The 21,698-nt window shown below is 64.9% G+C and carries 23 protein-coding genes; 18 read left to right on the top strand and 5 right to left on the bottom strand.

From position 1 onward, the window contains the following. Positions 1-190 precede the first annotated feature (190 nt). From E4P29_RS09140 to E4P29_RS09165, 6 genes are all read left to right on the top strand, one after another. Positions 191-547, top strand: a complete 357-nt coding sequence (locus tag E4P29_RS09140) for a YraN family protein (protein WP_135043951.1) — start codon at positions 191-193, stop codon at positions 545-547. Further along, on the top strand, positions 547-2,052 hold the full coding sequence (locus E4P29_RS09145) for a YifB family Mg chelatase-like AAA ATPase (RefSeq protein WP_135043953.1): 1,506 nt from the start codon (positions 547-549) through the stop codon (positions 2,050-2,052). The genes E4P29_RS09140 and E4P29_RS09145 overlap by 1 nt, the downstream gene beginning before the upstream one ends. Then, positions 2,049-3,170: a DNA-processing protein DprA gene (gene dprA / locus E4P29_RS09150; protein ID WP_135043955.1), complete on the top strand. Its 1,122-nt coding sequence runs from the start codon at positions 2,049-2,051 to the stop codon at positions 3,168-3,170. The genes E4P29_RS09145 and dprA overlap by 4 nt, the downstream gene beginning before the upstream one ends. A gap of 98 nt (positions 3,171-3,268) precedes the next feature. After that, positions 3,269-4,051 (top strand): siderophore-interacting protein, encoded by a 783-nt coding sequence (locus E4P29_RS09155; RefSeq protein ID WP_135043957.1) that lies wholly within the window; start codon positions 3,269-3,271, stop codon positions 4,049-4,051. 69 nt (positions 4,052-4,120) lie between these two features. After that, the gene (locus tag E4P29_RS09160; RefSeq protein WP_135043959.1) at positions 4,121-5,047 is read left to right on the top strand and encodes a tyrosine recombinase XerC; all 927 of its coding nucleotides are present in this window, start codon (positions 4,121-4,123) and stop codon (positions 5,045-5,047) included. 132 nt (positions 5,048-5,179) lie between these two features. Beyond that, a complete protein-coding gene (locus tag E4P29_RS09165; protein ID WP_245154233.1) occupies positions 5,180-6,439 on the top strand; it encodes a MinD/ParA family protein in 1,260 nt (419 codons plus the stop codon). A gap of 3 nt (positions 6,440-6,442) precedes the next feature. Here E4P29_RS09165 and E4P29_RS09170 read toward each other — a convergent pair whose 3' ends face one another. Next, positions 6,443-6,907, bottom strand: coding sequence for a M23 family metallopeptidase (locus tag E4P29_RS09170; protein ID WP_245154248.1), 465 nt, complete (start codon positions 6,905-6,907; stop codon positions 6,443-6,445). A gap of 387 nt (positions 6,908-7,294) precedes the next feature. Here E4P29_RS09170 and rpsB point away from each other — a divergent pair, with 387 nt between their 5' ends. From rpsB to E4P29_RS09200, 6 genes are all read left to right on the top strand, one after another. Continuing rightward, a complete protein-coding gene (rpsB, locus tag E4P29_RS09175) occupies positions 7,295-8,185 on the top strand; it encodes a 30S ribosomal protein S2 (protein ID WP_032366407.1) in 891 nt (296 codons plus the stop codon). A gap of 159 nt (positions 8,186-8,344) precedes the next feature. Further along, on the top strand, positions 8,345-9,169 hold the full coding sequence (tsf, locus tag E4P29_RS09180) for a translation elongation factor Ts (RefSeq protein WP_135043963.1): 825 nt from the start codon (positions 8,345-8,347) through the stop codon (positions 9,167-9,169). Positions 9,170-9,333: 164 nt separating this feature from the next. After that, a complete protein-coding gene (gene pyrH / locus E4P29_RS09185) occupies positions 9,334-10,062 on the top strand; it encodes a UMP kinase (protein WP_032366408.1) in 729 nt (242 codons plus the stop codon). Between the two features lie 55 nt (positions 10,063-10,117). Then, on the top strand, positions 10,118-10,675 hold the full coding sequence (gene frr / locus E4P29_RS09190; RefSeq protein ID WP_135043964.1) for a ribosome recycling factor: 558 nt from the start codon (positions 10,118-10,120) through the stop codon (positions 10,673-10,675). Between the two features lie 36 nt (positions 10,676-10,711). Further along, on the top strand, positions 10,712-11,626 hold the full coding sequence (locus E4P29_RS09195; protein ID WP_135043965.1) for a phosphatidate cytidylyltransferase: 915 nt from the start codon (positions 10,712-10,714) through the stop codon (positions 11,624-11,626). A gap of 17 nt (positions 11,627-11,643) precedes the next feature. Beyond that, positions 11,644-12,363, top strand: coding sequence for a class I SAM-dependent methyltransferase (locus E4P29_RS09200; protein ID WP_135043967.1), 720 nt, complete (start codon positions 11,644-11,646; stop codon positions 12,361-12,363). Between the two features lie 21 nt (positions 12,364-12,384). On the opposite strand, the gene E4P29_RS09205 is transcribed toward E4P29_RS09200, so the two are convergent. Both E4P29_RS09205 and E4P29_RS09210 read right to left on the bottom strand, forming a co-directional pair. Then, a complete protein-coding gene (locus E4P29_RS09205) occupies positions 12,385-13,239 on the bottom strand; it encodes a CoA ester lyase (protein ID WP_209205343.1) in 855 nt (284 codons plus the stop codon). A gap of 78 nt (positions 13,240-13,317) precedes the next feature. Next, positions 13,318-13,758 (bottom strand): lipopolysaccharide assembly protein LapA domain-containing protein, encoded by a 441-nt coding sequence (locus tag E4P29_RS09210; protein ID WP_135043969.1) that lies wholly within the window; start codon positions 13,756-13,758, stop codon positions 13,318-13,320. A gap of 166 nt (positions 13,759-13,924) precedes the next feature. On the opposite strand from E4P29_RS09210, the gene rlmN reads away from it, so the two are divergent. Then, on the top strand, positions 13,925-15,076 hold the full coding sequence (gene rlmN, locus E4P29_RS09215) for a 23S rRNA (adenine(2503)-C(2))-methyltransferase RlmN (protein ID WP_135043971.1): 1,152 nt from the start codon (positions 13,925-13,927) through the stop codon (positions 15,074-15,076). Between the two features lie 4 nt (positions 15,077-15,080). On the opposite strand, the gene E4P29_RS09220 is transcribed toward rlmN, so the two are convergent. Then, positions 15,081-15,350 (bottom strand): DUF2631 domain-containing protein, encoded by a 270-nt coding sequence (locus tag E4P29_RS09220; protein ID WP_032391533.1) that lies wholly within the window; start codon positions 15,348-15,350, stop codon positions 15,081-15,083. A 217-nt stretch (positions 15,351-15,567) separates the two neighbouring features. On the opposite strand from E4P29_RS09220, the gene puuE reads away from it, so the two are divergent. Continuing rightward, entirely contained in the window at positions 15,568-16,467 is a 900-nt protein-coding gene (puuE, locus tag E4P29_RS09225; RefSeq protein WP_167735436.1) for an allantoinase PuuE, read from the top strand. Position 16,468: 1 nt separating this feature from the next. On the opposite strand, the gene E4P29_RS09230 is transcribed toward puuE, so the two are convergent. Continuing rightward, entirely contained in the window at positions 16,469-16,990 is a 522-nt protein-coding gene (locus E4P29_RS09230) for a DUF1990 domain-containing protein (protein ID WP_135043973.1), read from the bottom strand. A gap of 122 nt (positions 16,991-17,112) precedes the next feature. Between E4P29_RS09230 and dxr the strand changes: the two genes are divergently transcribed. From dxr to E4P29_RS09250, 4 genes are all read left to right on the top strand, one after another. Further along, positions 17,113-18,252 (top strand): 1-deoxy-D-xylulose-5-phosphate reductoisomerase, encoded by a 1,140-nt coding sequence (dxr, locus tag E4P29_RS09235; RefSeq protein ID WP_135044250.1) that lies wholly within the window; start codon positions 17,113-17,115, stop codon positions 18,250-18,252. Positions 18,253-18,255: 3 nt separating this feature from the next. Further along, positions 18,256-19,467, top strand: coding sequence for a site-2 protease family protein (locus E4P29_RS09240; RefSeq protein WP_135043975.1), 1,212 nt, complete (start codon positions 18,256-18,258; stop codon positions 19,465-19,467). Positions 19,468-19,504: 37 nt separating this feature from the next. After that, complete coding sequence (gene ispG / locus E4P29_RS09245; RefSeq protein WP_027496714.1) at positions 19,505-20,668, top strand: flavodoxin-dependent (E)-4-hydroxy-3-methylbut-2-enyl-diphosphate synthase; 1,164 nt, start codon at positions 19,505-19,507, stop codon at positions 20,666-20,668. Between the two features lie 116 nt (positions 20,669-20,784). Then, entirely contained in the window at positions 20,785-21,621 is an 837-nt protein-coding gene (locus E4P29_RS09250) for a GNAT family N-acetyltransferase (RefSeq protein WP_135043978.1), read from the top strand. Positions 21,622-21,698: the final 77 nt, after the last annotated feature.

Consider the following 21,698-nt stretch of genomic DNA (forward strand, 5'->3'; position numbering starts at 1 on the left):
GGTAGGCACACAGGTACGACAAAACAGGTGTTTCGGCCCTGCGATTCAACGGTTCTCTCCACAGGATTGCGCTTGTCCACAGGGCAATGCGGCACCTGCACTTTCTCGGAATCACCTCCTTTCGGTCGTGTGACTGTCATGACGACCGGATCCGGCCGTGCTGTGCGGCCGCAGAGTGGAGGAATTCGACATGCCGACCAATCAAGAACTCGGGGCGCGCGGTGAGGAACTTGCGGCGCGCCATCTCGAGCACATCGGCCTGGAGGTGATCGAGCGGAATTGGCGGCATCGTTCGGGGGAGCTCGACATCATTGCGCGCGAGGGCGAGACGGTGGTGTTCGTCGAAGTGAAAACGCGTTCGGGAATCGGTTACGGAACGCCGGCGGAAGCGGTGACCTACACCAAGCAGACTCGGATCAGAGGATTGGCGTTGCAGTGGCTTTCGCTTCGCGGAGGGCCGTGGGTCCATATCCGATTCGACGTGATCGCCATCGTGATCGGTCGCGGTGACGATCCTGTTCTCACTCACGTCAGGGCGGCATTCTGATGCCCCTGGGTCGAGCTCATTCGGTGGCGGTCAACGGCGTCGACGGGGTTTTGGTGGAGATCGAAGCCGATATCGGTCAGGGTCTTCCGGGCACCCATCTGGTGGGACTGCCCGATACCGCGCTGAACGAATCGCGTGATCGGGTCAAGGCCGCAGTGAAGAATTCGGGTGGTACCTGGCCGGACAGTCGAGTGATTCTTGCGTTGTCTCCGGCGACGTTGCCCAAGGGTGGCTCCGTGTACGACCTCGCGCTGGCATTGTCGGTCCTCGACGCCGCCAAGGCCATTCCGCGGGGAAGTCTGTCGGAGACGGTATTCCTGGGTGAGTTGGCTCTGGACGGCAGGTTGCGTGCGGTCCGCGGCGTTCTACCCGGCGTGCTCGCGGTCAAGGCTGCGGGGTGGCAGCGAGTGGTGGTGCCGAGTCGGTGTCTGCCCGAAGCGGGTCTGGTGGACGGTATCGAGGTGTTGGGTGCCGATTGTCTGGGGGATGTCGTTGCGTGGCTTCGTGGTGAGCAGACGCTGGAATCGCCCACCCCGACCGACTGGCATCAGGAGAGTTACCCGGATCTCAGTGACGTTGCCGGTCAGGCGGATGCCCGATGGGCGTTGGAGGTCGCTGCGGCCGGCGCGCATCACATCATGTTGACCGGTCCGCCGGGAATCGGCAAAACGATGCTGGCGCAACGTCTTCCGGGGATACTCCCGCCGCTCACCGAGTCCGAGGCGCTGGAGGTGACCGCGATCCATTCGGTGGCGGGGCTGCTGACGAGCGCGCGGCCGCTGATCACGTCGCCGCCGTTCATCGCGCCACACCATTCGACGTCGGTGAGTGCGTTGGTCGGCGGAGGTACCGGAATGGCCAAGCCCGGCGCAGTCAGTCGCGCGCATCGCGGGGTTCTGTTTCTCGACGAATGCGCCGAGATGAGTATCCGGGTACTCGAAGCTCTGCGAACCCCACTCGAAGACGGTGAAATTCGGATTGCGCGTCGAGACGGGGTGGCCCGGTACCCGGCGAGATTCCAACTCGTCCTGGCGGCCAATCCGTGTCCGTGCGCACCGGCGCGGCAGGCCGACTGCGTGTGCGCGCCCACTGCTCGCCGCAAGTATCTCGGAAAGCTGTCCGGACCGCTCCTCGACCGGGTCGATCTCCGGATCCAAATGATGGGCGTCGCGACCGGGGCGTTGGTCGACGACGTCGGTGAAGGAACGGCCGACATCCGCGCACGGGTGACGGGAGCGAGAGATGCTGCCGCTCATCGTTGGCTCGAGTTCGGTTGGAGGACCAATGCGGAAGTCCCCGGACCGGCACTGCGCCAACGGTTTCGGCTCGCTCGATCGACGCTGACACCGATCGAGCGGGCGTTGCGCAACGGTTCGCTGACCGCGCGAGGCGCCGATCGGGCGATACGGGTGGCGTGGACTCTGAACGATCTTGCCGGCGGCACCGGGCACGGTGCCGACGAGGTCGGTGCCGCACTGGATTTTCGAGACAGGGGAGTGGCATGACCTACGACGAACGTCGGCTGGCGTGGGCGTATCTGTCTCGGGTGGCACAGGGTCCGCATCGCACGGTGACGGACCACGCCGCTGCCCACGGCCCCGAGGCCACCGCCGCAGCCGTACGCGCCGGACACTTGGGTGAGCGACTGGCAGCACGGTCTCATATCGACACTGCAGCAGCAGATCTGGACCATATCTCCGCTCTCGGTGGACGGCTGATCACCCCTGACGACGACGAGTGGCCTGCGTGGCGTTTTCTCGGTTTCGATGGGTCCGGCCTCACCGGGGGTGTCGATACATCGCCGCCGATCGCGTTGTGGGCGTTGGGAAACCGCTCTGTCGGTGCAGACACCGAACGATCGGTGTCGATAGTCGGAACCCGAGCGTCGAGTCCGTACGGCGACCACGTCACTGCCGAGATCTCCGCCGATCTGGCGCTGGACGGCTGGACGGTCGTATCGGGTGCTGCTTTCGGTATCGATGCGGCAGCGCACCGTGCGGCGCTCGGAGTGGAGGGGACGACGATGGCGGTGCTCGCCTGCGGCGTCGACCGGGCATACCCGGCGGGTCACTCCCGATTGTTGCGTCAGATCGCCTCGAGCGGTGTGGTTCTCACTGAGTACGCACCGGGAACGACTCCGGCCAAGCACCGGTTCCTGGCGCGCAACCGGTTGGTGGCGGCACTCGGATCGGCGGTGGTGGTCGTGGAGGCAGGATGGCGAAGCGGGGCGCGCAACACCGCGGCGTGGGCGGCGAAACTGGGACGCCCCGTTCTTGCGGTGCCGGGGCCCGTCACTTCTCCGACGTCGAAGGGATGCCATCGCATGATTCGTGAGGGTGAGGCCGTTCTGGTGTCGAGCTCGCACGATGTGGTGGCCGAGGCCGGGGCGCTCGGCTCGCCGGAGGAAGCCCGACCCGATCTGTTCCGGGAAATCGACGCGCTGTCCGAGACCGCACTGTTGATCTACGACGCGCTGCCGGCCACGGGAGCACTGTCCACCCGTGAACTGTCGGAGAGTTCCGGAGTCCCTCTGTCGAAGGTCCGCGCCGCGCTACCGGTCATGGAGATGGACGGGTTCGTGAGCAACGACGAGACCGGGTGGGCCCGGGTGGTGCGCGGCTGAGGTGGCGGCCCCTGACCAACCCGGTGAAGGTAGGGTGTTAGGTAATGCTTAGTCGGTGCAGTGAGCATCGGCGTCGTTCGCTCGAAGAGGGGTCTGTAGTGCCGCGTAAGAAAACCACGTTGACCGTAGTGCGCACGGAAGCGCTGACCCCGCACATGCACCGGGTGTATCTGGGTGGTCCGGGCTTCGACGAGTTCGACGCCATCGACCGCACCGACGCGTACGTCAAACTGTTCTTCGGAACCGAGGACAAACCGATCATGCGGACCTACACCGTTCGATCCGTCGACACCGACGCGCGGGAAATCGCCATCGACTTCGTGGTGCACGGCGACGAGGGCGTCGCCGGACCGTGGGCGACACGGGCGAAGCCAGGCGACGAGATGTCGTTCTTCGGGCCGTCGGGGGCATACGCGCCTCGCCCCGATGCCGATTGGCACCTGTTGGCAGGAGACGAATCGGCGATCCCGGCCATCTCGGCTGCAGTCGAGGCCCTCCCGGAAGACGCCATCGCCAAGGTGTTCATCGAGGTCGGCGATCGTCACGACGAGATCTACATGGAGACTCTCGCAGTCGTCGACGTCACCTGGGTGCACCGGGGCGCGTCCTCGAACGAGGTCGGTGACGACCTGGCCGGAGACAACGCACCGCTGATCGAGGCCGTCAAGAACACCGAATGGCTACCCGGGCAGGCGCAGGTGTTCGTTCACGGTGAGGCGCAGGCCGTCATGCACAACCTCCGTCCGTACATCCGCAAGGAACGCGGAGTCGGTGCCGAGTGGGCGTCGATCTCGGGCTACTGGCGTCGGGGGCGGACCGAAGAGACCTTCCGGGCCTGGAAGCGTGAGTTGGCACAGGCGGAGGCGGGCGTCGACGCCTGATCGCGCACCGATGTCTGCCCGACGGCGTGTCCGGTTGTCGCGCGAGACGTCAGCACCCAAGCTGAGCCGATGACCGATTCGCTGCCGCCGCACCTGGAGGTGCACGTCGAGGAGTTCGCCGAGCACCTTCGCCTCGGCCGGGAGCGGTCGGAGCACACCATCCGGGCCTACGTTGCCGACGCGCGTTCGTTACTGGCGCACCTGGCCGCGTCCTCACCGGGCGCGACGATCGCCGATCTGGATCTGCGTGTCGTGCGCTCGTGGTTGGCGGGGTACTCGGCGGCCGGTGCCGCTCGGACATCGATGGCCAGGCGCACCTCGTCGGTGCGAACGTTCGGGGCGTGGCTCGAACGGGTCGGGGCTGTGAAGGTCGGGCCTGCCCAACGTCTCGCGTCGCCGTCGAGTCATCGCACCCTGCCTGGAGTGCTGCGTCACGATCAAGCGACGCGAGCGTTGGATGCTGCCGAATCGGGTGCCGCCGAACTCGATCCGATAGCGCTGCGCGACAGACTCGTAGTCGAACTGTTGTATGCGACCGGGATCCGCGTGGGGGAGCTGTGCGGTCTCGATGTCGACGACGTGGACACCGATCGGCGAGTCGTTCGGGTGGTGGGCAAGGGCAACAAGGAACGTTCGGCACCCTACGGTCTTCCGGCCGCGCAGGCACTCGACGCCTGGCTCACCAGCGGCAGGCCAGCCCTGTCCGTCGATCGATCCGGATCGGCCCTGCTGCTCGGGCGTCGGGGTGGACGACTCGACCAGCGACAGGCCAGGTCGGCGGTGCATGCTGTGCTCGAGACTGTCCCCGGTGGCCCCAGCCTGGGACCGCACGGCCTGCGCCATACGGCAGCCACGCATCTGCTGGAAGGAGGTGCAGATCTTCGGGTGGTGCAAGAACTGCTCGGACATGCATCTCTTGCCACGACGCAGATCTACACTCACGTATCCGTCGAACGGTTGCGGGCGGTGCACGATCAGGCGCATCCCAGAGCGTGAGCGTCGAGCTGGGCGGCGCATCGTTTGGTAGCGTCTGCCCAGGATCGACTACACCGAATACGGGGGACCGTGGACCGCGACCGACCGCAAGGTAAATCGGAGCCGTGGTCGACGCATGGCCACAGTGCGCCGGTGAACGGGGCACGACCCGGCAGTGCAGTCGACGGCCGGGGTGACGATGCCGCCGGATCCGTACCGTCGGAACCGATGTCCACTCCACGCTCCACGCCCCGGCAGCCCCCACCGTGGCAGACGCCCGATTCTGCGCAGCGACCTCCCGTGCCCCCGCGGTACAACCCGCCCGTGCCGCTTCGACCGGGCCCGTCGGCCGCCTATCCCGAGGCGCAGATGCCGCCCGTTCCGCCCGTCGGGGACGATCGGTACCAAGCACAGCCGGCACCCTGGGCTCCGCAGCCGTGGGCCGGTGCCCCGAACCCGTACCGGCCGAGCAGTCAGGACCTCGCTGCCGATTCGCTGCTGAAACGACCCAAACGCACCTCGTCGTCGGGGTGGCGTCGCGGTGTGCACCGGTTGACCGGTGGCGTCATCAACCCCGGCGAGTCGACGGCCGAGGAGCGCTACCGCAACCAGGTCGATCGCATCCGCCAGCCGGTGCTGGGGGACTACCGCATCGCCTTCCTGTCGCTCAAGGGCGGCGTCGGCAAAACGACGACCACTCTGGGTCTGGGGTCGACCTTCGCGTCGCTGCGCGGAGATTGCGTCGTTGCCGTGGATGCGAACCCCGATTTCGGGACACTCGGAGAGCGGGTACCGCGTCAGACCGCGTCGACCGTTCGCGACCTGTTGGCTGCCGCCCCGAACATTCGCCGGTATTCCGACATTCGCGCGCATACCTCGCAGGCACCGAGTCGACTGGAAGTGTTGGCCGGTGAGCGCGATCCGTCGGCGTCGGAGATGTTCGGCGAAGAGGACTACCGCGCAGTCATCGACATGCTGCAGGTCTATTACAACCTGATCCTCACCGACTGCGGAACCGGCATCATGCACTCGGCGATGAACGGGGTGCTGCAGCTGGCCAATGCGCTGGTCCTGGTCAGTTCGCCGGCCGTCGACGGGGCCCGCAGTGCAGCTGCCACCCTGGACTGGCTGGAACTGCACGGATACGGCCATCTGGTCGAGCGCACGGTCGTGGTGATCAGTTCGGTCAGACCGGGTTCGTCCGCAGTCGACATGAACTTGCTGCAGCAGCACTTCCTGGAACGCTGCCGCGCCGTGTTGGTGGTTCCTTTCGACGAGCACCTTGCCGAGGGTGCCGTGGTCGACCTCGAGAAGCTGCGTCCCCAGACCAGGAGCGCCTTCGTCGAGCTCGCGGCCATGGTCGCGGACGACTTTCCTGCCGCGTCCGGTCGACACTCCGGCCCACCACGCTGAGCGTCATCGATCCGGCTCCTGCACGGGTTTCAATCTGATCGGACGGGCACGCACCAGGGCCGTCGGATCGAGGTATTCGCGGCCCCGCTTGATGCCCCAATGCAGGCACGTCGCCGCGCAGCCGTCGTGTCCCGACGTCAGCGAACCCAGGACTTCGCCGCGGCGTACGCGTGCTCCGGCCCGGACCGCCGCCGTCACGGGTTCGTACGTCGATCGAAGTCCGCCCGGATGGTCCACCGACACCACCGGCTTTCCGGCCACGATGCCCGCGAATACGACCGTGCCGTCGGCGACGGCCAGGACCGCGGTGCCGACCGCCGCGGCGAGGTCTACCCCGCGATGGCCGGGAAGCCAATCGTGTTCCGGTCGGTCGAACGGTGTCACGACGCGAGGGTGCGGCCGAACCGGCCACGCGAAGGACTCCGATTCGGCCGCCGCGGCCGGCGTGATCAGCGTGGTCAACGCAATCGCGGCGAGAACGCAGGCAATGCCACCGGTACGAAGAGTGTTCACTCGTCGACGATGGCTCGTGGAGGCGCTGGAAAACCCGGCCCGGTACCGATTGTGGACAACCGAAACGTTCGTCCACAGGCACCGGAATCTCTTGACAGTCGGGCCTGGTTATGACGGGGGCCGCCGCAGGTCTACACTCCTTGTTGCGGCCTGTGCGTGCACGGGTCGACTTCGCGCGTCCGCGTCATCGCATCGACTGCCTCGGCAGAATTCACGATACGAGAACCGGTTGTCGGCGGTCCTGGTCCCCCTGTGGTTCAGGTCCGACAACTTCGGCGGTCGCCAGGGCAGAGGTCACCGACACTCTGCGTCAACCGAACCATGAAAGAGAGTTATTCAGCCATGGCTGTAGTAACAATGAAGCAGCTGCTCGACAGCGGCACACACTTCGGACACCAAACCCGTCGCTGGAACCCGAAGATGAAGCGATTCATCTTCACCGACCGCAACGGCATCTACATCATCGACTTGCAGCAGACTCTGACCTTCATCGACAAGGCATACGAGTTCGTCAAGGAGACGGTCGCCCACGGCGGCACCGTTCTGTTCGTCGGAACCAAGAAGCAGGCACAGGAGTCCATCGCCGCTGAAGCAACTCGCGTGGGCATGCCCTACGTGAACCAGCGCTGGCTCGGTGGCATGCTCACCAACTTCCAGACCGTGCACAAGCGCCTGGTCCGCCTCAAGGAGCTCGAGGCAATGGAGCAGACCGGTGGCTTCGAGGGACGCACCAAGAAGGAAATCCTCATGCTCACGCGTGAGATGACCAAGCTCGATCGCACCCTCGGCGGCATCCGCGACATGGCCAAGGTTCCGTCGGCCATCTGGATCGTCGACACCAACAAGGAGCACATCGCCGTCGGCGAAGCGCGCAAGCTGAAGATCCCGGTCATCGCGATCCTGGACACCAACTGCGATCCCGACGTGGTCGACTACCCGATCCCGGGTAACGACGACGCGATCCGTTCCGCTGCGCTGCTGACCAAGGTCGTCGCATCCGCAGTGGCCGAAGGTGTGCAGGCCCGTGCAGGCCAGAACACCGCAACCGACGCCAAGCCCGAGGTCGGCGCAGGCGAGCCCCTCGCAGAGTGGGAGCTCGAGCAGCTCGCACAGGCGTCCCCGGCCGCTGACGCCCCGGCAGCAGAGGCTCCCGCAGCCGACGCGCCGGCCGCCGACGCCCCGGCAGCAGAAGAAGCACCGGCAGCAGAAGAAGCACCGGCCGCTCAGGCTTGATCGAATTCGGTCCCGGTTCACCCTCACGGGTGGGCCGGGGCCGCTTCGGTATGTCAGGGTTGTGATCGGTCCGGCTCCTCAGCGAGCCAGTCGATCACGCTTCGAGAACAGCACTTTCGTCAACGCCCGTATTCAGACTTTTGAGGAGGCTCGCCCACGATGGCGAACTACACTGCCGCCGACGTCAAGCGGCTCCGCGAGCTCACCGGCTCCGGAATGATGGACTGCAAGAACGCACTCGCCGAGAACGACGGCGATTACGACAAGGCCGTCGAGTACCTGCGTATCAAGGGTGCCAAGGACGTCGGCAAGCGCGCCGAGCGCAACACCGCCGAAGGCCTCGTCGTCGCCGAGGGCGGAGTGCTCGTGGAGATCAACTCCGAGACCGACTTCGTGGCCAAGAACGACGAGTTCCAGACGTTCGCTGCGTCCGTCGCGGCGACGGCTGCAGCAGGCAAGCCTGCTGATGTCGACGCTCTGAAGGGACTCGACCTCAACGGCAAGACCGTCGAGACGGCTCTGAACGAGTTGTCGGCCAAGATCGGCGAAAAGCTCGAAATTCGCCGCGTCGTGTCCTACGACGGCAACACCGCGACCTACCTGCACAAGCGCAGCGCGGACCTGCCGCCTGCCGTCGGCGTGCTGGTCGAGTACACCGGTGACGGCGACGCCGCCGGCGATGCTGCGCGCGCTGCCGCGATGCAGATCGCAGCGCTCAAGGCCAAGTACGTCTCCCGTGACGAGGTTCCCGAGGATCTGGTCGCCGCCGAGCGTCGGATCGCAGAAGAAACCGCGCGCGAAGAGGGCAAGCCGGAACAGGCTCTGCCGAAGATCGTCGAAGGTCGCGTCAACGGATTCTTCAAGGACGTCGTTCTCACCGAGCAGAAGTCGGTTCAGGACGGCAACAAGACCGTCAAGGCCATCCTCGACGAGGCCGGCGTGACCATCACCCGTTTCTCGCGATTCGAGGTCGGCGCCAGCTAGTCTGCGCTCGATCCGATCGAGACGATGCCGTTCATTCGATTTCATCGAGTGGACGGCATCGTTCGTGCGCGAGGCAGGTTGGAGCCGTGTCCACCGATCGGGTGCCGATAGGGCAGGATGATCGGTGAGTAAACCGTAGTGTTCGACGAGTACCGAGGAGAGCTATGACCGATCCGGCCCCTGACCGTCCCGGGTTCCGACGCGTGATGCTCAAACTGGGTGGGGAGATGTTCGGTGGTGGCCAGGTGGGGCTCGATCCGGATGTCGTGAACAACGTTGCCGAGCAGATCGCCGAGGTGGTGGCCACCGGAGTTCAGGTCGCCGTCGTGATCGGTGGCGGAAACTTCTTCCGCGGTGCCGAATTGCAGCAGCGGGGGATGGACCGATCTCGCTCGGACTACATGGGCATGCTCGGCACGGTCATGAACTGTCTTGCGCTGCAGGACTTTCTGGAAAAGCAGGGTGTTGCCACCAGAGTCCAGACCGCGATCACGATGGGCCAGGTGGCCGAGCCGTACCTGCCGCTGCGCGCGCGACGGCACCTCGAGAAAGGTCGTGTCGTCATCTTCGGAGCAGGTATGGGCATGCCGTACTTCTCGACGGATACCACAGCGGCGCAGCGGGCGCTCGAGATCGGTGCCGAGGTGCTGTTGATGGCCAAGGCCGTCGACGGTGTCTACTCGGCCGATCCACGGCTCGATCCCGACGCGACGATGTTCGACACGATCACCCACCGCGAAGCCATCGAGCGAGGCCTCAAAGTTGCCGACGCGACTGCCTTCAGTCTCTGCATGGACAATCAGATGCCGATGTTGGTGTTCAATTTGCTGATCCAAGGAAACATTGCTCGCGCCGTATCGGGCGAGAACATCGGCACGCTGGTCACGTCGTGAATGCCGCCGACACGACCGCGAACGAACCGAGAACGAAGACGATGGAGGACAGATCGTGATTGACGAAGCTCTCTTCGACGCCGAAGAGAAGATGGAAAAGGCAGTATCGGTTGCCCGTGACGATCTGTCCTCGATCCGCACCGGGCGGGCCAACCCGGGAATGTTCTCGCGCATCGTCATCGAGTACTACGGTGCCCCGACGCCGATCACCCAGCTGGCCAGCATCAGCGTGCCGGAGGCGCGATTGGTGGTGATCAAGCCGTACGAGTCGAGTCAGCTCGGGCCGATCGAAACCGCTATCCGCAATTCCGACCTCGGCGTCAACCCCACCAACGACGGCAACCTGATTCGTATCGGCGTGCCACAGCTGACCGAGGAACGACGCCGCGAGTTCGTCAAGCAGGCCAAGGGCAAGGGCGAGGACGCCAAGGTGTCCATTCGCAACGTGCGCCGCAAGACGATGGAAGAGCTCAAGCGCATCCAGAAGGACGGCGAGGCAGGCGAGGACGACGTCGTGCGCGCCGAGAACGAACTCGACAAGACCACCGCCAAGTACACCGCCTCCGTCGACGAACTCGTCAAGCGCAAAGAGGGTGAATTGATGGAGGTCTGACCTCCTTCGATAGTTGCGTAACACGGTGGAACGACGATGAATCTCGAGGAGTTGACGGCAGTGGTGGGACCGGAACGGCAGGAGGGCAGCGGCACGCCCGCTGGCTCGTCCGGGGTCGCCGCCACGAAGTCCGCCGGCAAGGCCGGTCGAAATCTGCCTGCCGCGATCGGCGTCGGCGGCAGTTTGGGTGTCGGGTTGATACTCGTGCTCGTGTTCGTGCCGCTGGTATGGATCGGCGTCGTGGCCGTGGCGTTGGCCGTCGCGACATACGAGGTGTCCAAGCGGCTCCGCGAGGGCGGTGTTCTCGTTCCGCGTATTCCGTTGATCCTCGGTGGCCAGGCCATGATCTGGCTGGGCTGGCCGTTCGGTGCCGTCGGCGTACTCACCGCCGCTGTGGGCACCGTCGTGGTCTGCATGGTGTGGCTGTTGCTTCGACAAGGCTTCGGCGCTGCTCCCAAGAACTATCTCGAAGAACTCTCCGTCACCGTTCTGGTTGCGTGTTGGCTACCACTGTTGGCCTCGTTCGCCGTTCTGATGGTCCTGCAGGACAACGGTGCAGGCCGCATCCTGGTCTTCGTCATCGGCGTCGTGTGCTCGGATGTCGGTGGTTACATCGCGGGTGTGCTGTTCGGTAAGCACCCGATGGCACCGGCCATCAGCCCGAAGAAGTCCTGGGAAGGGCTCGTCGGATCACTCATCTTCTGCGTCATCGGTTGCCTGCTGACGGTGACCCTGATTCTCGAGGCCAACTCGATGATCGGTGTCCTCCTGGGAGTCGTGCTGGTCGTGACGGGAACCTTGGGCGACCTCATCGAATCGCAGGTCAAGCGCGACCTCCGAATCAAGGACATGGGCTCGTTGCTGCCCGGTCACGGCGGCATCATGGACAGACTCGACTCGTTGTTGCCCTCTGCGTTCGTCGCCTGGCTCGTCTTCACCGTGCTGCTCTGATACGACTCCGCCGGACCATGAGCGGTGATCGCGGCGGGGTGATTCCCAGTCCCAACATCTGGCACTGGCCGCACTTGTACGAGGCGGAAAACAGGGCCCAGGACGTCGACGGTGCTCTGTTCGCGACCATTCGATCGATCGTCGACTGGACGGCCGAGAACGTCGTGGATGTGGGCTGCGGTAGCGGTTTCCATCTTCCGATGTTCGCTGCGGACGCGCGGTGCGTCATCGGAGTGGAACCGCACGACCCGTTGGTGACCGCCGCCCGCACACGCGTCGAGTCACTTGCGAACGTCGAGGTGCGTGTGGGTAGAGCGGACGCGCTGCCCATCGACACAGGTTCGGTCGATCTCGTCCACGCGCGAACCGCGTACTTCTTCGGCCCCGGCTGCGGCCCGGGCATAGGCGAGGCGATGCGAGTGCTGCGGCCCGGAGGAGCGTTGGTGGTCGTGGACCTCGACGCGACGGCGTCTCCGTACGGGGACTGGATGCGTGCGGATCTTCCGCACTACGATCCGACGGCCGTCGAGGCGTTCTTCGACGCGCAGGGATTCCAGCTACGACGCGTCGACACCAGGTGGGTGTTCCCCGACCGCCAGGTCTTGCGCGACGTGCTGGCAATCGAGTTCTCGCCGCGGATAGCGCGCGCTGCGACACGGCAAGTCGACGGCCTCACCCTGAATGTGCGCTATCGCGTCCACGTCCGATACAAGCCGACCGGCATCGAGTCGAGCTGAGCCTGCCTCGGCGCAGTGCGATCAGGACGTCGCGGAGATTCCGAAGATCTGAGCCAGTTCGTTGATCTTGAGGGCCTTTGCCAGGCGAGGCAGATCGCTGCCGTCCTTGACGTGAGCACCGTCGGCACCGAGAGCGTCGATGACATCGTGAGCCCAGGACACGTCGGTCGGAGAGGGGGCCAGTTCGCGATTGACGATGGCCACCTGGTCGGTGTGCATGCAGAGTTTGCCGGCCATACCCATCGACAGCGTCAGGGCTGCATCGCGCCCGAGAATGCTGTCGTTCGCGGTGAGTGTCGGACCGTCGATGGGTCCGGGCAGTCGCGCGACCCGTGAGGAGACGACCAGGCGGGAGCGTGGGTAAGCCATGGCCAGCGGGTCGTCGCTCATGCCCGTGTCGCGTCGGAAGTCGCCACTGCCGAAGGCGAGTCGGAATGTCGAGTCGGCGCGCGCGATTTCGGTGGCGGCCTCGAGGCCTGCTGCCGATTCGACCAACGCAAGGATCGGGGTGCCGTCGGCGAGGCGGGCAGCTGTCGCCTCGACCTGACCGCCGCTCTCGGTCTTCGCGAGCATGACCCCCACCAGGCCGGGCAGCCCGGACAGGGCGGCGAGATCGTCGGCCCAGTACGGGGTCGTCGCGTCGTTGACGCGCACCCAGGCCGAGTTGCCCTCGCTGAGCCAGCGCACGACGGTCTCGCGAGCAGCAGGCTTCTTCGCCGGAGCGACTGCGTCCTCGATGTCGAGAATGACTGCGTCGACACCGGACGCGACGGCAGCGTCGAAAGTCTCGGGCTTGGTGGCCGGAACCAACAGCCACGATCGTGCGCGGTCGGGTGCAACGCCGGATGCCACCGGTGTCTCCATGAAAGTAGTCACGTCATGCTCCTCGAGTGAAGTCGGGCACCGCCAACCTTATCGATTCAGTGCGGCGGTGCCAGCTTCTGTACATAGTGTTCACGAACCGTGACGCTGGTTCTTCTTCGCTGCGCGCCGGACCTGCAGGATTCGAGCGCCGCCGGCCATTGCCATCACCAGCGCACCCGCGATCGCGGCCAGCAGCATGCTGATTCCCAGGGGTAGATCCAGCTGCCAGGCGAAGATCTGCACGGTGACCGAGTCGAGGTTCTGCACGATGAACACCAGGAGAATTACGAGGACGACGGCCCCGACCACCAATCCGGTCCAGAGCGCGGCCGTGCGAGTGTGGGCTACGTCTTTGGGCGTGTGCTGCGGTTCCGGAACGTACTCCGGGTCCGGTGCGGAATGGCCGTCCGAATCCGGGGTCGTGATCGGGGCGAGTTCGCCCGACGGGCCCACCGATTCGCCGAACCCCGGCTTGCTCGATGCCGATGTGTCGAACGGTGCCTCGTTGCTGTCGTCTGCTCTGGTGGCCATGTCGATGATCCTTTCGCACGCGTGGTCCGAATGCACGCGCAATCGGTCCCGCCCTCGATACCCGTCGGGGCACCGTCGAAAACCGTCGCGAATAGGACTGTGAGCAGAACGGGTGGACAATGGTGAGTATGGAGTTGAGTCAGCAGGAACGACGCGGGGGTCGACCATGAGTGATTCCGCAGCAGCAACGGATGGCGCGACCGAGCAGAAGAGGCCGAATCTTCCGCTGGTCTTCACAGCTCCGCGTCGGGGTATGCCGTCGCGTCACCTCGCCGACCTGGACAAAGAGGGCCTGCGTGAGGCGGTGAAGGCGCTCGGTCTACCGGCATTCCGGGCCGACCAACTTGCGCGGCACTACTACGCGCGGCTCGAGGCCGACACCACCAAAATGACCGATCTGCCGGCCGAGGCACGGGAGAAAGTCGGTGCCGATCTCTTTCCCACCTTGCTCACGCCGATCAAGCACTTGGCTTGTGACGACGGTGACACTCGAAAGACTTTGTGGAAGGCCAACGACGGGACTCTGCTCGAGAGTGTTCTGATGCGGTATCCGGATCGAGCGACCCTGTGTATCTCCAGTCAGGCCGGATGCGGAATGGCATGTCCGTTCTGTGCCACCGGTCAGGCAGGTCTGACGCGGAACCTGTCGACGGCCGAGATCGTCGATCAGGTCCGTTCGGCGGCTGCGGACATGCGCGACGGCGTCGTCCCCGGCGGTGAGGGTCGTCTGTCGAACGTCGTGTTCATGGGGATGGGCGAGCCACTGGCCAACTACAAGCGCGTCGTCGCGGCAGTGCGCAAGATCGTCTCACCCGCCCCCGACGGGCTGGGACTGTCGCAGCGGTCGGTCACCGTGTCGACGGTCGGCCTTGCTCCGGCCATTCGAAAGCTGGCCGACGAGGGTCTGTCGGTGACCTTGGCCGTGTCGCTGCACACGCCGGACGACGAGCTTCGCGACACGCTGGTCCCGGTCAACAATCGTTGGTCGGTGGCGGAGGTTCTCTCCGCAGCCCGGTACTACGCCGACCAGACCGGTCGACGCGTCTCGATCGAGTACGCGATGATCCGCGACGTCAACGATCAGCCGTGGCGAGCCGACATGTTGGGCAAAAAGCTGCACAAGGCGTTGGGGTCGCGGGTGCACGTGAACTTGATTCCGCTGAACCCGACTCCGGGCAGCGAGTGGGATGCCAGCCCGAAGCCGGTGGAGCGGGAGTTCGTTCGACGGGTCATCGCGCAGGGCGTGTCGTGCACCGTGCGCGATACCCGTGGTCAGGAGATCGCGGCGGCGTGCGGTCAGCTCGCCGCCGAGAACTGAGCCGCTAGCGGGGCTTGCGGCGGACGATGACGTCGCGCACGACGAGTCCGACCAGTGCAACCGCGAATCCGACCAACCACAGGTCCTCGACCTTGCCGTGGTGATTTCCGATGATCATGAAGAGCAGGAACGCGGCAACGACGATGGCTGCGACGCGCATCGCCTTGTTCGACTCGCCGCTCCATCCCCATGCGGCGGACGGCACCTCGGGCACCTCGTTGCGGGTGTCGACGACCGGGTCGTACGAAGCGGATTCCAGTTCGGTATTTGCCACCGGTCGATCCTCTCGGGTGATGCGTTCACGTGGGTCTCGGCACGAACGGTGCGAGACGCTATGTCGGAACAATATTGACATACGACCGCACGTCGTAGTGATCAGGGTTGCGTCGCTCACCCAGCGCGGGTGTGGGCTCGAATGAGAGACTGCGGCGGTGACCTCCGAGCGCCTTCCCCATCGTCCGAGTCGGTCCCCGCTGAGCTATCCCCGCGACATGGTCGGATACGGCCGCACGCCGCCGCTCGCGCAGTGGCCGGGTGAGGCGAACATCGCCGTCCAGTTCGTTCTCAATTACGAGGAGGGTGCCGAGAACAACGTTCTCGACGGCGATACGAAGTCCGAGACGTTCCTGTCGGAAATGATCGGCGCGCAGGCGTTTCCGAATCGACACATGAGCATGGAATCGCTGTACGAGTACGGATCCAGAGCCGGAGTGTGGCGCGTGCTGCGCGCATTCGAGAAGCGTGGATTACCGCTGACGGTGTTCGCGGTCGCCAAGGCAATGGAGCGGAACCCGGAAGTGGTTGCGGCACTGCTGGAGTTGGACCACGAGATCGCGTGTCACGGCCTGCGGTGGTTGTCGTATCAGCAGATCGACGCGAACGTCGAACGCGAGCACATGGCGGAGGCCGTGACCATCCTGCGCGAGCTGACGGGGTCTGCGCCACTGGGGTGGTACACCGGGCGCGACTCTCCGAACACCCGATCGCTCGTGGTGGAGCTCGGCGGCTTCGTGTACGACTCCGACTCCTATGCGGACGATCTGCCGTACTGGGAGAAGGTGCCCCGAGACGGCGGTGTCGTCGATCACCTGGTGGTGCCGTACACCCTGGACACCAACGACATGCGTTTCGCATCGCCGGGAGGATTTTCGACGGGCGACGAGTTCTACGCCCACCTACGCGACGCGTTCGACGTTCTCTACGCCGAGGGCGCTAGCGGGAGTCCCAAGATGCTTTCGGTCGGACTCCACTGCCGGCTGGTGGGCAGGCCGGCTCGCATGGCCGCACTGGAGCGTTTCCTCGATCACGTGCAGTCGCACGACAAGGTCTGGGTCGCGAAGAGAATCGACATCGCCGAACACTGGCGAGCTGTGCATCCGCCCGAGGCCTGAGTCAGTCGGCCTGTCGGCACGCCGATGCCAGCGCGCTCAGATAGCGGTCGGTGACTGCTGCCTGGACGCGCCTGCCCACCGGGCCGCCGAGCTTGGTGTACCAGCGACCGGGACGCGAGAACGCCGATATGTGGGCGGTGACGGCACCGTCGGCGGGGGAGTATTCGACGTAGAAGAGTTCCTCGCCGGACTCGGGATGCCCGTCCAATGTGCCGTATGCGAAACCCTGACGGTTGGCCTCGTCGATGACGTAGACCACACGACACGGAATGCGAACCGGCCCGAGTGTGAGAACGACCACCGAGTCGGGCACGGCGGTCTCGGCCTCGGATCGGACCTTCAGTCCTGCTCCTCGGTGCATGTCCCATCGCATCACCGCATCGGCCGCCGCCACGAAGTCGTTCAGTCCCGATCCCACGACCCTCGACATCGAGACGTGGTGGTATCCGGTGGGCAGCGGGCCGGCGGTGGCCCCCACATCGCCGTAATTGAACGATGCCGAGCGGTACTTCGAGAAGTCCATGCACCCCAGCGTGCCAGCCTGCGTCGGCACATAGGGGTTTCTCAGCCTCGGTAGGCAACAATGGACCGGTGCCAGACCATCGTGAGCGAACGACCAACTCGGATCGCCCCGAGCCGATACGTGTGCTGTTGCTGGGAAGTACCGGCTCGATCGGAACCCAGGCGCTCGATGTCATCGCCGCCAACCCGGACCGCTTCGTCGTGGTCGGGCTGGCAGCGGGCGGCGGAAACATCGAACTGCTCCGTCGCCAGATCGCCGAGACCGGTGTCCGACGGGTAGCCGTCGCCCAGCCCGAGGCCGCCGCCGAGCTCGATTTCCCCGGAGTGCTGAGTGGTCCGCGAGCAGTGACCGAGCTGGTCGAGTCGACTCCGGCGGACGTCGTGCTCAATGCCCTCGTGGGTTCTCTCGGCCTCGAACCGACCCTGGCCGCGCTGAACAGCGGCGCGCGCCTGGCATTGGCCAATAAGGAATCCCTGGTCGCCGGAGGCGAGCTGGTTCTCGCCGCCGCAGCGCCCGGTCAGATCGTGCCGGTAGACTCCGAGCACTCCGCGCTCGCCCAGTGCCTGCGCAGCGGTACGCGCGGCGAGGTGGATCGACTGGTTCTCACTGCATCGGGTGGTCCGTTCAGAGGGTGGAGCGAGACCGAACTGAAGTCGGTCACCCCGGAGCAGGCCGCCGCGCATCCCACGTGGTCGATGGGGCCGATGAACACTTTGAACTCGGCGACGCTGGTCAACAAAGGTCTGGAACTGATCGAGGCGCACCTGCTGTTCGGTGTGCCCTACGAGAAGATCGACGTCACCGTGCACCGGCAGTCCATCGTGCACTCGATGGTGACGTTCGTCGATGGTTCGACCATCGCTCAGGCCAGTCCACCGGACATGAAGTTGCCGATCGGGCTGGCCCTCGGCTGGCCCGATCGAGTGCCCGACGTCGCCCGTGCACTCGACTTCACAACCGCATTCTCCTGGGACTTCGAGCCACTCGACGACCGAATTTTTCCGGCGGTGCAGCTGGCGCGCGAGGCCGGGATCATGGGCGGGTGCATGACTGCTGTGTACAACGCATCCAACGAAATTGCCGCGGAGGCGTTCCTGGCCGACAGGATCGAATTCCCGCAGATCGTCGAGACGGTGCGCGCGGTACTGGGCGACGGCGGGCAGGACTGGTCGACGGCTCCCCGGGACGTCGACGACGTCCTCGCGGCGGACTCCTGGGCCCGGGCACACGCCCGTGAACTACTGAAACCGAAAGGCCTCTGACACATGGTGTTCGCTTTGGGTGTCGTGCTGTTCGCCGTCGGCATCGGTGTGTCGATCGCACTGCACGAGGCGGGACACATGTGGACTGCGAAAGCGCTCGGCATGAAGGTTCGCCGCTACTACATCGGGTTCGGCCCGAAGATCTTCTCCTTCCGTCGCGGCGAGACCGAGTACGGTCTCAAAGCCATTCCGGCAGGCGGGTTCTGCGACATCGCCGGCATGACCGCGATCGACGAGCTCGCGCCCGACGAGGTCGAGCGCGCGATGTACCGCCAGAAAACGTGGAAGCGGATCGTCGTCATGGTCGGCGGCATCGCGATGAACTTCGTGCTCGGCATCGTGCTGATCTACACACTGGTTCTCGGGTGGGGAACGCCCGACAGAGACACCCCGACGACGACGGTTCAAGGGGTCGTGTGTGTCGCGCCGACGCAGACCGAAGACGGCGATCTGGCCGAATGTGCGGGTAGTGGGCCCGCCGCCGTCGCTGGTTTGCAACGAGGCGACGTGATCACCGCGGTGAACGGTTCGCCCGCGGAAGTCTGGTCCGAGGTGGTTCTCGCTATCCAGGCCGCAACCGCTCCGGTGGACTTGACCGTGGATCGAGACGGCGTCACGCAGACGATCACGGTTCCCGTGGAGCAAGCTCAGCGTTACGTGGTCGATCCCGACTCCGGCACGAAGACATCGACGACGGTCGGGGCAATCGGCGTCACCGGCGGCCCTCCGCCGAACATTCGATACAACCCGATCGAAGCGGTGCCCGAGACCTTCGTTTTCACCGGGGACATCTTCGTGCAGACCGGTAAAGCGTTGGTTCAGTTACCGAGCAAGGTGGAGGCGCTGTGGGATTCGATCTTCGGTGGTGAACGAGGGCTGGACACACCGATGAGTGTCGTCGGGGCCAGCGTCATCGGCGGTCAGGCGATCGAGAACGACAACTGGGCCACGTTCATCGGCCTGCTGGCGTCGCTCAACTTCTTCCTCGGTGTGTTCAACATCGTGCCGTTGCTGCCGTTGGACGGTGGCCACATCGCCGTGACGATCTACGAGCGCATTCGCAACATCTTCCGCAACCGTCGCGGCCTGCCCGACGGGGCACCGGTGGACTACATGAAGCTCATGCCCGTCACCTACGTGGTCATCATCGTTTTCATCGGGTTCTCCTTGTTGACGCTCACGGCGGACATCGTGAACCCCATTCAGTTGTTCTAGATACACTCGACAGTCGTAGCTAGGAAAGAAGGCCACTGTGTCCGTGTCAGTCGGATTGGGAATGCCCGCACCGCCGGTGCCCGTGCTCGCGCCACGTCGAAAGACCAGGCAGCTCCAGGTCGGGTCGGTGGGTGTCGGAAGCGAAAGCCCCATCTCGGTGCAATCGATGTGCACCACCAAGACCCACGACATCAACGCCACCCTGCAGCAGATTGCAGAGCTGACGGCGTCGGGTTGCGACATCGTTCGTGTTGCGTGCCCCACACAGGACGACGCCGACGCGTTGTCGATCATTGCGAAGAAGAGTCAGATTCCGGTCATCGCCGATATCCACTTCCAGCCGAAGTACATCTTCGCGGCCATCGACGCCGGGTGTGCCGCGGTGCGCGTCAATCCCGGAAACATCAAGGAGTTCGACGGGCGAGTCAAGGAGGTCGCCAAGGCGGCCGGTGACGCGAACATTCCGATCCGCATCGGTGTGAACGCCGGCTCCCTCGACCCGCGGCTGATGAAGAAGTACGGCAAGGCGACACCCGAGGCGCTCGTCGAGTCCGCGTTGTGGGAAGCAGGCCTGTTCGAGGAGCACGGTTTCGGCAACATCAAGATCTCGGTCAAGCACAACGACCCCGTCATCATGGTTGCTGCATACGAGCAGTTGGCGGCGCAGTGCGATTACCCGTTGCACCTCGGCGTGACCGAAGCGGGACCGGCTTTCCAGGGGACCATCAAGTCCGCTGTGGCATTCGGAGCGTTGCTGTCCAAGGGCATCGGCGACACCATCCGCGTTTCCCTGTCGGCACCGCCGGCGGAGGAGATCAAGGTGGGAAACCAGATCTTGCAGTCCTTCAATCTGCGCCCGCGCAAACTCGAAATCGTCTCCTGCCCGTCGTGTGGGCGCGCACAGGTCGACGTCTACACCCTCGCCGACGAGGTGACCGCGGGACTCGAAGGCATGGAGATCCCGCTCCGCGTCGCGGTCATGGGTTGCGTCGTGAACGGGCCGGGTGAGGCCCGCGACGCCGACCTCGGTGTCGCGTCGGGCAACGGCAAGGGCCAGATCTTCGTCAAGGGCAAGGTCATCAAGACGGTCCCCGAAGCACAGATCGTGGAAACGTTGATCGAGGAAGCCATGCGCATCGCCGAGGAGTTCGAGAAGGACGAGATCGCCAGTGGTGGCGCGCCGGTGGTCACCGTCAGCTGAGCAGGTACACCTGTTCGGCGTCCGGTTTGCCGCTCTGCCACCGAGGGAACACATTGTCTGGAATGATTCGTTCCAGAGTCGGTGCGTACGCGGTAGGTGGGTCAGGAGGTCGGTAGGTGCTCAAGCTCCTCGGTGCGAAGCCTCTCGGTAATCGGGACGTCGCGCACGTACTGCGGGTGCTCGACGCCGACCCCGTTGCAACCTGCATGGTTGCCGCGCGTGTTCAGGAATCGGGCCTCGATCCGAGGTCGTTCCACGGCGAGATGTGGAGCAGAGGCGGTCCGGACGAGTCGCTGTGCTTCTACGGTGCGAATCTGGTTCCGTTGCTCGGTTCCAGCGACGATCTTCGTTCCTTCGCGGACCGTGCGTGCCGTGGGCCGCGTTTGTGCTCGTCCCTGGTCGGCAGAGCGGAGTTGACGCTTCCGTTGTGGGAAATGCTCGAGACGGATTGGGGTCCGGCGCGAGAGGTACGCGGTGAGCAGCCGTTGTTGGCCACGTCGGTACCCTCGTCCATCTCGCCTGATCCTCTCGTTCGACTCGTTCGACCCGACGAGTTGGACGTGTACCTGACCGCGGCCGTTGCCATGTTCATCGAAGAGGTCGGGGTCGACCCGCGACTGAACGACGGCGGTAGGGGATACCGACGTCGGATCGCCAGTCTCATTGCAGCGCGACGTGCCTGGGCCAGATTCGAGGACGGCCGCGTGGTGTTCAAGGCCGAAATCGGTTCGCAGTCCGGGACCGTCGGACAGATTCAGGGAGTGTGGGTGCACCCGGATCGACGCGGGCACGGCCTGGGTGCGGCCGGAACTGCGACCGTGGTGAACTCGGTCGTCCGCCAGGGCCGTACAGCGAGTCTGTACGTCAACAGCTTCAACTACGTCGCGCGCCGGGCCTACGCAAAAATCGGTTTGACGCAAGTGGCGACGTTCACCACGGTGCTGTTGGACTGAGAACAGTCGCTCGATCGGCTTGTCCCGAAAAGCGATTCGCTGCCGTGATCGACGCACCGGCCGTATTACGATGGGGC

The organism is Rhodococcus sp. 1R11 (assembly GCF_004563845.1).
Taxonomy (GTDB): Bacteria; Actinomycetota; Actinomycetes; order Mycobacteriales; family Mycobacteriaceae; genus Rhodococcoides.

What these genes read in the sequence shown, in the direction of transcription:
- E4P29_RS09140 (WP_135043951.1), top strand. Translation starts at nt 191, where the DNA reads ATGCCGACCAATCAAGAACTCGGGGCGCGCGGTGAGGAACTTGCGGCG.
- E4P29_RS09145 (WP_135043953.1), top strand. Translation starts at nt 547, where the DNA reads ATGCCCCTGGGTCGAGCTCATTCGGTGGCGGTCAACGGCGTCGACGGG.
- dprA (WP_135043955.1), top strand. Translation starts at nt 2,049, where the DNA reads ATGACCTACGACGAACGTCGGCTGGCGTGGGCGTATCTGTCTCGGGTG.
- E4P29_RS09160 (WP_135043959.1), top strand. Translation starts at nt 4,121, where the DNA reads ATGACCGATTCGCTGCCGCCGCACCTGGAGGTGCACGTCGAGGAGTTC.
- rpsB (WP_032366407.1), top strand. Translation starts at nt 7,295, where the DNA reads ATGGCTGTAGTAACAATGAAGCAGCTGCTCGACAGCGGCACACACTTC.
- tsf (WP_135043963.1), top strand. Translation starts at nt 8,345, where the DNA reads ATGGCGAACTACACTGCCGCCGACGTCAAGCGGCTCCGCGAGCTCACC.
- pyrH (WP_032366408.1), top strand. Translation starts at nt 9,334, where the DNA reads ATGACCGATCCGGCCCCTGACCGTCCCGGGTTCCGACGCGTGATGCTC.
- E4P29_RS09195 (WP_135043965.1), top strand. Translation starts at nt 10,712, where the DNA reads ATGAATCTCGAGGAGTTGACGGCAGTGGTGGGACCGGAACGGCAGGAG.
- E4P29_RS09200 (WP_135043967.1), top strand. Translation starts at nt 11,644, where the DNA reads ATGAGCGGTGATCGCGGCGGGGTGATTCCCAGTCCCAACATCTGGCAC.
- E4P29_RS09210 (WP_135043969.1), bottom strand. Translation starts at nt 13,758, where the DNA reads ATGGCCACCAGAGCAGACGACAGCAACGAGGCACCGTTCGACACATCG.
- rlmN (WP_135043971.1), top strand. Translation starts at nt 13,925, where the DNA reads ATGAGTGATTCCGCAGCAGCAACGGATGGCGCGACCGAGCAGAAGAGG.
- puuE (WP_167735436.1), top strand. Translation starts at nt 15,568, where the DNA reads ATGGTCGGATACGGCCGCACGCCGCCGCTCGCGCAGTGGCCGGGTGAG.
- E4P29_RS09230 (WP_135043973.1), bottom strand. Translation starts at nt 16,990, where the DNA reads ATGGACTTCTCGAAGTACCGCTCGGCATCGTTCAATTACGGCGATGTG.
- E4P29_RS09240 (WP_135043975.1), top strand. Translation starts at nt 18,256, where the DNA reads ATGGTGTTCGCTTTGGGTGTCGTGCTGTTCGCCGTCGGCATCGGTGTG.